General features: G+C 74.2%; 9 protein-coding genes. 3 read left to right on the forward strand and 6 right to left on the reverse strand.

The genetic code is table 11. The annotated features are described in order from the left end of the window. The first annotated feature begins 37 nt into the window (after positions 1–37). Positions 38–718, forward strand: coding sequence for a SanA/YdcF family protein (locus tag ABD254_RS04390; protein WP_344246032.1), 681 nt, complete (start codon positions 38–40; stop codon positions 716–718). A gap of 10 nt (positions 719–728) precedes the next feature. On the opposite strand, the gene ABD254_RS04395 is transcribed toward ABD254_RS04390, so the two are convergent. The 3 genes from ABD254_RS04395 to ABD254_RS04405 all read right to left on the reverse strand — a co-directional run bounded on the left by ABD254_RS04395 (position 729) and on the right by ABD254_RS04405 (position 4,101). Beyond that, positions 729–2,351 carry a succinic semialdehyde dehydrogenase gene (locus ABD254_RS04395; RefSeq protein ID WP_344246034.1) on the reverse strand — a complete coding sequence of 541 codons (1,623 nt, stop codon included), beginning with the start codon at positions 2,349–2,351 and terminating at the stop codon, positions 729–731. Positions 2,352–2,479: 128 nt separating this feature from the next. Further along, positions 2,480–2,980, reverse strand: coding sequence for a GNAT family acetyltransferase (locus ABD254_RS04400; protein ID WP_344246036.1), 501 nt, complete (start codon positions 2,978–2,980; stop codon positions 2,480–2,482). Next, on the reverse strand, positions 2,977–4,101 hold the full coding sequence (locus ABD254_RS04405; protein ID WP_344246038.1) for a GuaB3 family IMP dehydrogenase-related protein: 1,125 nt from the start codon (positions 4,099–4,101) through the stop codon (positions 2,977–2,979). Before ABD254_RS04405 ends, ABD254_RS04400 begins: the two co-directional genes overlap by 4 nt. 149 nt (positions 4,102–4,250) lie before the next feature. On the opposite strand from ABD254_RS04405, the gene ABD254_RS04410 reads away from it, so the two are divergent. Then, positions 4,251–5,003, forward strand: a complete 753-nt coding sequence (locus ABD254_RS04410) for an exonuclease domain-containing protein (RefSeq protein ID WP_344246040.1) — start codon at positions 4,251–4,253, stop codon at positions 5,001–5,003. Between the two features lie 28 nt (positions 5,004–5,031). On the opposite strand, the gene ABD254_RS04415 is transcribed toward ABD254_RS04410, so the two are convergent. Then, positions 5,032–5,670, reverse strand: coding sequence for a Rid family hydrolase (locus ABD254_RS04415; RefSeq protein ID WP_344246042.1), 639 nt, complete (start codon positions 5,668–5,670; stop codon positions 5,032–5,034). Positions 5,671–6,023: 353 nt separating this feature from the next. Between ABD254_RS04415 and ABD254_RS04420 the strand changes: the two genes are divergently transcribed. Beyond that, positions 6,024–7,649 (forward strand): flavin monoamine oxidase family protein, encoded by a 1,626-nt coding sequence (locus ABD254_RS04420; RefSeq protein ID WP_344246044.1) that lies wholly within the window; start codon positions 6,024–6,026, stop codon positions 7,647–7,649. Between the two features lie 94 nt (positions 7,650–7,743). Here ABD254_RS04420 and guaB read toward each other — a convergent pair whose 3' ends face one another. Both guaB and ABD254_RS04430 read right to left on the reverse strand, forming a co-directional pair. Then, positions 7,744–9,261, reverse strand: coding sequence for an IMP dehydrogenase (gene guaB, locus ABD254_RS04425; protein ID WP_344246046.1), 1,518 nt, complete (start codon positions 9,259–9,261; stop codon positions 7,744–7,746). Between the two features lie 207 nt (positions 9,262–9,468). Next, on the reverse strand, positions 9,469–10,620 hold the full coding sequence (locus ABD254_RS04430; protein ID WP_344246048.1) for a MerR family transcriptional regulator: 1,152 nt from the start codon (positions 10,618–10,620) through the stop codon (positions 9,469–9,471). Positions 10,621–10,798: the final 178 nt, after the last annotated feature.

Genomic DNA, 10,798 nt, shown 5'->3' on the forward strand with positions numbered 1-10,798 from the left:
CGCCCAGGCCGCGTACGCGCGCCGCTACGCTCTCGCCGTGGACCAGCCCGCACCGCCGACGCCCGCCCTGCCGCGGCCCGCGCCGCCGATCGAGCCGCGCGCCCGACGCCGCGCACGGCGCCGCTGGTGGCTCGCGGGTGCCGCGGGCGCGCTCGTCCTCGCGGTCGCCCTGCCGGTCGCGTGGGTGCAGCTCACCGGGCAGGCGCGGGTACGCCCCTCGGTGGACGCCGTCGAGGAGGCCGACGCGATCCTCGTGCTCGGCGCCGGCCTGCGTGCCGACGGGACTCCGTCGCCCTACCTGCAGCGACGCCTGAACGCCGCGGCCGAGCTCTACCACGCCGGGGTGGCCGCCGCCGTGGTGCTCAGCGGCGACGCGCACCCGCTGCCGGACGGCTCCACCTACGACGAGCCCGCGTCGATGCGGGAGTGGATCAGCGACCTCGGCGTGCCGGACGACGCGTTGACGCTGGACCGGGAGGGCTTCGACACGACGGCGTCGTGCCGCCGCACGGCGGAGCTCACCGGCGCGCGCACCGCCGTCGTGGTGACCCAGGACTACCACCTGCGCCGCGCGCTGTTCAGCTGCGCGCGGGCGGGCCTCGACGCCCAGGGCGTCGGCGTGTCCGCCGAGAGCGCACGCCCGCCCCAGTGGGTGTGGTGGCACGTGCGCGAGGTCCCGGCGTCGTGGCGGGCCGCAGTGCGCGAGCTCGGGGCCTGAGCTCCCGCGCCTACGGCAGCCGCAGCCGCCGCATCGCGCCGAGCGCGACGGTGAGCACCCGGCTCGGGGTCTCGCCGCCCAGGGAATACAGGGCGTCCAGCGAGACGCCGAACCGGGCCCCGCGCTGCACGGCCACGGTCTGCGCCTCCGTCATCCCGTCGATCGCCTCCCGTCCGTGCCGGCGGCCCAGGCCGGAGGCCTTGAACCCGCCCATCGGCGCGCCGGGCGACCCCCAGGCCGACGTGTACCCGTCGTTGATGTTGACCGTCCCGGCCTCGACCCGTGCCGCCAGCCGCCTGGCCCGCGCGACGTCGGACGACCAGATGCTCGCGTTCAGGCCCAGCTCGGTGTCGTTCATGACGCGCACCGCCTCGTCGTCCGAGGCCACGCGCGTCACCGCGACGACCGGCCCGAACGTCTCCTGGTGCGCGCACAGCGCGTCGGCGGGGACGTCGTCGAGGACGGTCGGGGCGTAGAAGTACGGCCCGACGTCCGCCCGGTGCACGCCGCCCACCAGGGCCTTCGCGCCCTTCGCCAGGGCGTCGTCGACGTGCTCGGCGACCCGGGCGAGCTGCGCCGCGGACACCAGGGAGCCCACGTCCGCCGTGTAGTCGAGCTCGGCCCCGAGCCGCAGGGCGCGCACGGCCTCGACGAACCGCTCGAGGAACGGCTCAGCGATCCGCTCGTGGAGCACGAGCCGCTCGATCGACATGCACAGCTGCCCCGCGTTCGCGAAGCAGGCACGCACCACGCCCGGCACCACCCGGTCCAGGTCGGCGTCCGCGGCGACGTACAGGGGGTTCTTGCCGCCCAGCTCGAGAGTGGCGCCGATAAGCCGCTCCCCCGCGCGGGCGGCGACCGTGCGGCCCGTCGCGGTGGAGCCCGTGAACGCGACGTGGTCCACGTGGTCGACCAGCGCCGCACCGACGTCGCCACCCCCCGCGACGACGAGGAACAGGTCCTCCGGCAGCCCGGCCTCCTCGAGCGCCTCCGCGACCCACAGCGCCGACAGCGTCGTCTGCGGGTCGGGCTTGACCACCACGGCGTTCCCCGCGAGCAGTGCGGGGACCGCCTCCGCGAGCACCAGGGTCAGCGGGTAGTTCCACGGCGTGATGGCCCCCACCACGCCGACGGGACGGCGGTGCACGCGCACGCCGGTGAGCACGGACAGCAGGCCCGGCTCGCGCCGGTCGGCGAGGTAGCGCGCGCCCCGCACCGCGTAGTGCCGGCACACCTGCGCGACGTCGGCGACCTCCTCGAACGCGCTGCGCCGCGCCTTGCCCGACTCCATCTGCACCAGGTCGAGGATCTCCGACTGCCGCCGCAGCACGAGCGCGCCGAGCCGGTCGAGCACCGCGGCCCGCTCGCGCACCGGTGTCCCCGCCCAGGCGCCCTGGGCCGCGCGCGCCCGCGCCACCGCGGTCTCGACGTCGTCGGGCGACGACAGCGGGAACGCCGCGAGCGGCGCCCCCGTGAAGGGCAGGTGGGAGCGGTGCGTCCCCGCGGCGTGCGACGTGACGATCCGGCGCACCAGCGGGGCGACGACGTCGGGCTCGAGGACGTAGGTGGCGGCGGGCAGCTCGGGATCGATGAGATCCCCCAGAGCTCCGTCGCTCTCGTGCGCGGTGGACATGGCCGACACCCTACGCGGGGCGGGTGACACCCGGGCAACCGTCGCCCCCGGGGTCGGGGTGCCGTTCGCTCTCAGCGCGACCGGGAACCATTCCGGGTCTCCCCCGGGGGGCGCACGGCGGGCGACGGCTACAGGTCGCGGCCCAGGACGACGCAGTCGGAGTCGGCGTACCCGAGACCGTCGTAGAAGCCCAGCACGCGCTCGTTCCCGTGCCGCACCATCAGTCGCACCTTGCGCACGCCCAGCCGGCGGAGCCAGTCCTCGGCCGCGCCCACCGTGGCACGGCCCAGGCCGCCACCCTGCGCGTCCGGGCTGACGGCCACGTAGTAGAGCCACCCGCGGTGGCCGTCGTAGCCCGCGACGGCGGACGACACCACCCGGCCGTCGGCGAGCCCGACCAGGACCGTCGAGGTGGGGGTGCGACGCGCGTCGGCGATGTCGAGGCGAGGGTCGTTCCAGGGCCGGGTCAGGCCGCACACCTCCCACAGCGCGACGACCTGGTCGACGTCGGCGTCGGCGATCTCGCGGAAGGCGACGACCGTGGTCGGGCTCGCGTCGCCCTGCGCCTTCCGAAGGGTCGAGGAGGCCGCTGCCTCGACGGGCTCGGCCTGCGAGAGCCCCGCGCTCACCGGGGCTGGTAGGGGGACACGACGACCTCGACCCGCTGAAACTCCTTGAGGTCGGAGTAGCCGGTGGTCGCCATCGCCCGGCGCAGCGCGCCGACGAGGTTCAGCGTGCCGTCGGCGGTGCTGCTGGGGCCGAAGAGGATCTCCTCGAGCGATCCGCCCGTGCCGACGGACACCCGCTCGCCGCGCGGCAGCTCCGCGTGGTGCGCCTCGGGGCCCCAGTGCCAGCCCTGGCCCGGCGCCTCGGCCGCGCGGGCGAGCGCGGCGCCCAGCATCACGGCGTCGGCGCCGCACGCGACGGCCTTCACGACGTCGCCCGAGTGGCCCACGCCGCCGTCCGCGATGACGTGCACGTACCGGCCGCCCGACTCGTCGAGGTAGTCCCGGCGGGCCGCCGCGACGTCGGACACGGCGGTGGCCATCGGCGCATGGATGCCCAGCCCGACGCGGGTCGTGTGCGCCGCGCCGCCGCCGAAGCCGACGAGCACGCCCGCGGCACCCGTGCGCATGAGGTGCAGCGCCGCGGTGTAGGTGGAGGCCCCGCCGACGACGACCGGCACGTCCAGCTCGTAGATGAACCGCTTGAGGTTCAGCGGCTCGGCGTTGCCCGACACGTGCTCGGCGGAGACCGTCGTGCCGCGGATGACGAAGAGGTCGACCCCTGCGTCCACGACCGTCTGGTAGTGCTCCTGGGTGCGCTGCGGCGACAGGGCGCCGGCCACCGGCACGCCCGACGCGCGGACCTCCTTGAGCCGCTGCGTGATGAGCTCCGGCTTGATCGGCTCGGCGTAGATCTCCTGCATGCGCCGGGTGGCCTCGCCCGCGGGCAGCTCCCGGATCTCCGCCAGCAGCGGCTCGGGCGACTCGTACCGCGTCCAGAGGCCCTCGAGGTCGAGCACGCCCAGCCCGCCGTGGTTGCCGAGAGCCACCGCGGTGGCCGGGCTCATCACCGAGTCCATGGGGGCGGCCATGATCGGCAGCTCGAAGTGGTAGGCGTCGATCTGCCAGGCGACGGAGACGTCCTTCGGGTCGCGCGTGCGGCGCGAGGGCACCACCGCGATGTCGTCGAAGGAGTACGCGCGGCGCCCGCGCTTTCCGCGGCCGATCTCGATCTCGTTGCTCACCCGACCCAGCGTACCGGCGCGCGTCCCGGCGGGCGGGAGGCGGTCACGACGTGGCTCGGGCCGCGGGCGCGGCCGCCTGTCGGTGGCGGGTGGCAGTGTCCCTGCCAGGCCCGGCGCCCGGAGGCGCCTGGGACGGAAGGAGAACGGCGATGGACGACCGGCGCGACGACACGGGATGGGCGGGCGGCCCGCTGCTCGGCTTCGACACCGAGACCACGGGTCTCGACGTGGCGACCGACCGCATCGTCACGGCCGCGGTCGTGCTGCGCGTCCCCGGCCGGCGCACCGACGTCCGGACCTGGCTGCTCGACCCCGGCGTCGAGATCCCCGCCGAGGCCGCCGCGATCCACGGCATCACGACGGCGCACGCCCGCGACCGCGGGCAGGCCCCCGCCACGGGCCTCGACCGGATCGCGGACACGCTCGCGGTTCACCTGCGCCGGGGCGTGCCGCTCGTGGCCTACAACGCCACGTTCGACCTGTCCCTGCTCGACGTCGAGCTGTCCCGGCACGGCCTGCCCACGCTGCCCGAGCGGCTCGGGCGTCCCGTCACGCCCGTGCTCGACCCGCTCGTCCTGGACCGCTGGCTGGACGGCGGCCGGGAGGGCAAGCGCCGCCTCGGCGACCTGTGCACCCTCTACGGCGTCGAGGGCGACGGCGACCTGCACACGGCCGACGTCGACGTCCTCGCGACGCTCGACGTCCTCGCCGCCCAGCTCCTCGCCCACCCCCACCTGCGGGGCGTCGCCCTCGACGCGCTGCACGCCGCCCAGGCGGGCGCGCACCGGGCCTGGGCGGAGCGGGTCAACGCCGAGCGGGCGGCGGCGCCCGACGGGCGCGGCCCCACCTCGTCGGCGTGGCCGTCCGAGGCCTGGGCCGGGCCGCGGGCCCGGTCGGCGTAGGCCGCCGTCCGGGGCCGCGGCCCCGAGGTCACCGTCCGTAGACCGCGTCGACCTCCACCTCGACCAGCCAGCCGTCCACCGGGAGGTTCTCGATCTCCAGGGCGAAGCGCGACGGGCGCGCGCCGTTGACGACCATGGGCTCCGTCGTCGTCGAGCCGAGCTGGACGTCGAGGGGCTCGCCCGTGGCGCGGTGGGTGTTCGCGAAGAACTGCCGGTAGGCCCGGTTCCAGCCCGCGAAGTCCATCGCCTCCTCGCCGTCCGGGTTCTGCAGGAACACCCGCATCGTCACGACGTCGTCGTACGACAGGCCGGCGGCCTCGAGGTTGGCGCCGATGCGCCGCAGCGCGTTGATCCCCTGCGCCTCCGTGAGCGTCACGCCGTCCGGCAGCTCACCTCCGGGGAACACGTCGGTCGGGACGTACCGCTCCTCCGCCGTGACGCCGGGCGCCGTGTTCATCGCCGCGGGGCCGAGCCCCGACGACTTGTACACCGCGACGTTCTTGCCGATGGCCACGCCGTCGGCGATCGACGCGGTGTCGCCCGTGACGAAGGACCGGACCTCCGTGGGGCGGGGCTCGAAGAGCCGGCCGGACGCGAGGGCCGTCCCGGGCACGGCGACGGCGGCCGTGACGGCGACGGCGAGGACGACCTTGGTGCGGTGCTTCATGCGGACCTCCGGCGACGGCGCGCGCCCTCGGGGCACGCGCGGGCGGGTCGGCGGTCCGGCGCGGACCGCCGCGGGAGGCCGACCGTAGCCACGCCGGGTTTCCGAGCCGTGACGGGCGTGCGTCGGACCGGAGACCTGGCGCCGGGAGCGACCGGCAGAGCACCGCCGACACTCCGACCTGCGACGACGCCTCCGAAACGCGATGGTGACCGCCGGCGACGACCCGGTAACACCACAGACTCCGGCGCGTGACGCGGGACACCTACCGTCGGCGGCGGTGCTGACGGCGGCGACCGGCATCCAGGGCCGGCCCTGACCGCCCGTCAGACCTTTCGACAGAGAGGTAGTGCCGCATGGTCACTGACACGGTCACCGACGGAACCTCGTCCGGCGTCTCCCGCCGCAACTTCCTCCAGGCGGTCGGCGTCGGCTCCAGCGCCGGCGTCATGTTCGCGACGATGGGCGCGATGGGACTCGCCCCGACCGCGGCGGCGCAGCCCGGCGCGGCCGCCTGGGTGCCGCCGCGCAGCGGCGACTTCACGCTGACCGGACGTTCGGCCAAGAAGGTGGTCGTCGTGGGAGCGGGACCGGCCGGGCTCGCGTCCGCCTACGAGCTGCAGAAGGCGGGCTACCGCGTGACCGTGCTCGAGGCGCGGCACCGCCCCGGCGGGCGCACCCTCACGATCCGCGACGGCGACTCCGAGACCGACATCGACGGGGTCACACAGACGGCCCGCTTCGGCGACGGCATCTACATGAACGCCGGCGCAGGCCGCATCGCGCAGTGGATGGTCACGATGGACTACCTGCGCGAGCTGGGGGTGCCGTACGAGGTCTTCAGCAACGCGAACGCCGACGCCTACCTCTACAACGAGAAGGCCGGCGCGACCCCCGGCAACCCGGTGCGCTACCGGACGGCCAAGGCGGACGTCTTCGGCTACACGTCCGAGCTGCTGCACCACGCCACCGACCAGGGCGCCCTGGACCAGCGGCTCACGGCCGAGGACAAGGAGAACCTCCGCCAGTTCCTGCGCAGCTGGGGGTCGCTGAAGTCCGACGGCACGTACTCCGGCGGGGACAACCGCGGGTTCTCGACCTACCCCTCCGCATGGAACGAGCACGGGACCCCGCTGCCCGGCCCCGGCACGGTCTCGGAGGTGCTGGCCTCGAAGGTGGGCCAGTACTTCCCCTTCGAGATCAACTGGGAGCAGTCGATGCTCATGTTCCAGCCGAAGGGCGGCATGGACACGACGTACCAGTACTTCGTGCGCGCCATCGGCAAGCAGAACGTGCACTTCGGCTCGCCGGTGACCGCGGTGGAGAACACGAGCCGCGGCGTCCGGGTCACCTACACCCCCGGCCACGGCCGCCCGCGCCAGATCGAGGCCGACTTCGCGATCGTCGCCGCGCCCGCCGGGCTGATGCGCCGCTGGGAGACCAACTGGGGGCCCGACGTCGACGGCGCCCTCGGCGAGTTCTCGGTCGGGTCCCCCGCCGGCAAGATCGGCCTGCAGTACCGGTCGCGGTTCTGGGAGGACGACCACCGCATCTTCGGCGGCATCACCGAGACCGACATGGACCTCGCGCACGTCTGGTACCCCTCGTACGGGTACGGGGAGCGCAAGGGCCTCGTCGTGGGCTACTACAACACGGGCGCGAACGCCCGCGCCTACGCCGACCTGACACCCCGCCAGCGCGAGCGCCGCGCCGTCGAGCAGGGCGTCAAGATCCACGGCGAGAAGTACCGCACCGAGCTCGAGAGCTCCTTCTCGATCGCCTGGCACAAGGTCCCGTACATCGAGGGCGCCTGGGCATACCCGAACACCGAGTCGTCCGGCTTCAAGCTGTTGCAGCAGGGCACCGGCAACGTCTACTTCGCGGGCGACTGGATGTCCGAGGTCTCCGCGTGGCAGCACGGCGCGTTCTGGTCCGCCCGGTACGCCGTGCAGGCGCTGCACGCGCGCGTCATGGCGAGCTGAGAGCGGCCGCGGAAACCTCGCGCGACGACGAAGGCCCGGACCCCTAGAAACCGCCCACGGGTCCGGGCCTTCGTCGCGGCCTGCTCGGGGCGGCTCAGAAGCCGCTGTAGTTCGGGGCCTCGGCGGTCACCTGCACGTCGTGCGGGTGGGACTCCTTGAGCGAAGCGGAGGTGATGCGCACGAAGCGGCCGTCCGCCTGCAGCTCCGGGATGGTCCTGGCGCCGACGTAGAACATCGTCTGGTGCAGCCCGCCGACGAGCTGGTGCGCGACGGCGTTGAGCGTGCCCTTGTACGGCACCTGCCCCTCGACACCCTCCGGCACGATCATGTCGTCGCTGGCCACCTCGGCCTGGAAGTAACGGTCCTTGGAGTAGGACTTCTTGCCGCGCGAGGACATCGCACCCATCGAGCCCATGCCGCGGTACGCCTTGTACTGCTTGCCGTTCACCAGGATCGTGTCGCCCGGCGCCTCCTCGGTGCCGGCGAGCATCGAGCCGAGCATGACGGCCTCGGCGCCGGCGACGATCGCCTTGCCGATCTCGCCCGAGTGCCGCATCCCGCCGTCGGCGATCACCGGCACGCCGGCCGCCCGCGCGGCGAGCGACGCCTCGTAGACGGCGGTGATCTGCGGGACGCCGACACCGGTCACGACGCGGGTCGTGCAGATCGACCCCGGGCCGACGCCGACCTTGACGGCGTCGGCGCCCGCGTCGACGAACGACTGCGCGCCCTGCCGCGTCGCGACGTTGCCGCCGATGACCTGCACGTGCCGCGTGGCCGGGTCGGTCTTGAGCCGGCGCACCATGTCGATGAGCATCCGCACGTTGCCGTGGGCGGTGTCGGCGACGAGCACGTCGGCGCCCGCCTCGACGAGCGTCGTCGCACGCTGCCACGCGTCGCCGAAGTAGCCGATGGCCGCGCCGACGAGGAGGCGGCCCTGCGAGTCCTTGGACGCGTTCGGGAACTGCTCGGACTTCACGAAGTCCTTGACGGTGATGAGCCCGGCGAGCCGGCCCTCGTCGTCGACCAGCGGGAGGCGCTCCAGCTTGTGCTTGCGCAGCAGGAGCGTCGCGTCCTCGCGGGAGATCCCGGCCGGGCCGGTGATCAGCGGCGCGGGGGTCATGACCTCGGAGACCTTGGTGCTGGCCCACTCCGCCACGGGCGTGAACCGCAGGTCGCGGTTGGTGACGATGCCGGCGAGCCGGCCGCCCGCGTCGACCACGGGGAAGCCGGAGATGCGGTACTCCCCGGCGAGCTTGTCCAGCTCCTCGAGCGTCGCGTCGGGGCCGATCGTCACGGGGTTGTCGATGATGCCCGTCTGGGTGCGCTTGACCAGGTCGACCTGGTACGCCTGGTCCTCGATCGACAAGTTGCGGTGCAGCACCCCGATGCCGCCCTGGCGGGCCATCGCGATGGCCATGCGTGACTCGGTGACGGTGTCCATCGCGGCGGAGACGAGCGGGACCCGCAGGGAGATCTCGCGGGTGAGGCGGGAGGTGGTGTCGATGTCCGACGGCGCCAGGTCGGAGTAGCCCGGCAGCAGCAGCACGTCGTCGTAGGTGAGGCCGAGGAATCCGAACGGGTCGTGCGCAGGCGAGGTCGAGTCCGTCATGACAGGAGTCTACGTTCCCGGCGACGTCGATATTCCGGCCTGGGGCCGGGCGTGACGGCCCTCACCCGAGCTGGTTGTCGGCCGAGCCTGCGGTTCCGCTGCGGGCGAGTGCCTCCGCCTCACCCGGGCTTGTGATCGGCCGAGTCTGCGGTTCCGCTGCGGGCGAGTGTCTCGTTCCTCGGCCCCACCCTGCGCTGCACCTCCGCCTCACCCGACGACGGCGAGCACCTCGTGCAGCATGCCGGTGAACGACCGCACGCGCTGCACGGTCGCGGCGAGCGGGAGCTCGCTGGCCGCGTCGTCACGGCGCAGGCCGACGACCATCGGCAGGTCGGGGAACCCCTCGTGCACGGCGTGCACGACGTCGAGGTCGGGGCGGCGCTGCGTCGTCGCGAGCACGAGCGCGGCCGGGCGCACCATCGTCACGAGCTCCAGCGACCGGTGCGTGCTCGCCGGCCCGGTGACGATCCGGGCGGTGGCGCCCTTCGCCGTCAGCGCCGCGGCCAGCGCGTGCGCCGACAGCGGGACGACCTCGTCCGGGGCGGCGAAGATGAGCACGATCTTGCGCATGCGGCTCGGGTGGTTGGCGGGCGGCGCCCCGGCGGCGACCTGTGCCTGCTCGAACGCCTCCGTGAAGTCGCGCAGGGCCTGCAGCGCCGCGGTGGCGAGCACGACCTCCGGCACCGCCCCCGGCCCGGCGAGCACCGTGCGCTGCGCGACGCGCTGCCACGCGGGCTCGGCCACGAGCGTCCACCACGCCGCCGGGTCGCCGTGCGCGGGGATGCGCAGCAGCTCGTCGCACCGGGCCTGGTCGTAGGCGAGAGCCGCGTCCACGACGGCGGACACGCGGCCGGAAGCGCTCCCACCAGCGCCGGCGGCGGGGCCGTTCTGCCCGCCGGGCAGGTGTCGTCCCGCGCCACCTCCGGGCAGCGCCCGCAGGTGCGCCCTCCCCGGCCGCGGCCCGTCGTCGGCGCCCTCCCCGCGCTCGCGCTCACCACCGCCGGGTTCCGAGCCCTCGGCGCCCTCGGTCGGAGGCCGGTCGTTGTCGGGCGTCGCGTCGTCGGCGGCGGCCGACTCGAGCTCCTCCACACCGGCCTCGAGCGCGGCCTGCGCAGCGTCCACGGGTGCGACGCCCTCGAGCGTGAGCCGACGCATGACGAGCAGGCGCGCGACGTCCTCGGGCGTGTACCGGCGATGGCTTCCCGCGGTGCGGGCCGACGGACCCAGCCCGTAACGACGGTCCCAGGTGCGCAGGGTCGCAGGTGCGACCCCCAGGCGCCGGGCGACCGCCGCGACGGCGAGGCCAGGACTCGACGCGCGAGACCCGCCCCCCTCGGGGACGGGTCGGGATGAGGTCATGGCGTCGATTCTGCCGAGAGGACACCCCGGTCGCCACTGCGCCGGTGGGCGCGCCACGATCCGGACCCGGACGGCCGGGCAAAGCCGTTCAGATCCCTTCCAAACTCATTCATCCAAACCTCGAAAGTTGAACACTGAACCGTTCATCGCCGCTGGAGACCGCCCCTTGAACAACTTC

The sequence above is a fragment of the Isoptericola hypogeus genome, assembly GCF_039531145.1.
GTDB lineage: Bacteria > Actinomycetota > Actinomycetes > Actinomycetales > Cellulomonadaceae > Isoptericola > Isoptericola hypogeus.

Bases quoted from the DNA above. Each gene is read 5' to 3' on its own strand.
- ABD254_RS04420 (WP_344246044.1), top strand. From the start codon at position 6,024: ATGGTCACTGACACGGTCACCGACGGAACCTCGTCCGGCGTCTCCCGC.
- guaB (WP_344246046.1), bottom strand. From the start codon at position 9,261: ATGACGGACTCGACCTCGCCTGCGCACGACCCGTTCGGATTCCTCGGC.
- ABD254_RS04395 (WP_344246034.1), bottom strand. From the start codon at position 2,351: ATGTCCACCGCGCACGAGAGCGACGGAGCTCTGGGGGATCTCATCGAT.
- ABD254_RS04430 (WP_344246048.1), bottom strand. From the start codon at position 10,620: ATGACCTCATCCCGACCCGTCCCCGAGGGGGGCGGGTCTCGCGCGTCG.
- ABD254_RS04415 (WP_344246042.1), bottom strand. From the start codon at position 5,670: ATGAAGCACCGCACCAAGGTCGTCCTCGCCGTCGCCGTCACGGCCGCC.
- ABD254_RS04410 (WP_344246040.1), top strand. From the start codon at position 4,251: ATGGACGACCGGCGCGACGACACGGGATGGGCGGGCGGCCCGCTGCTC.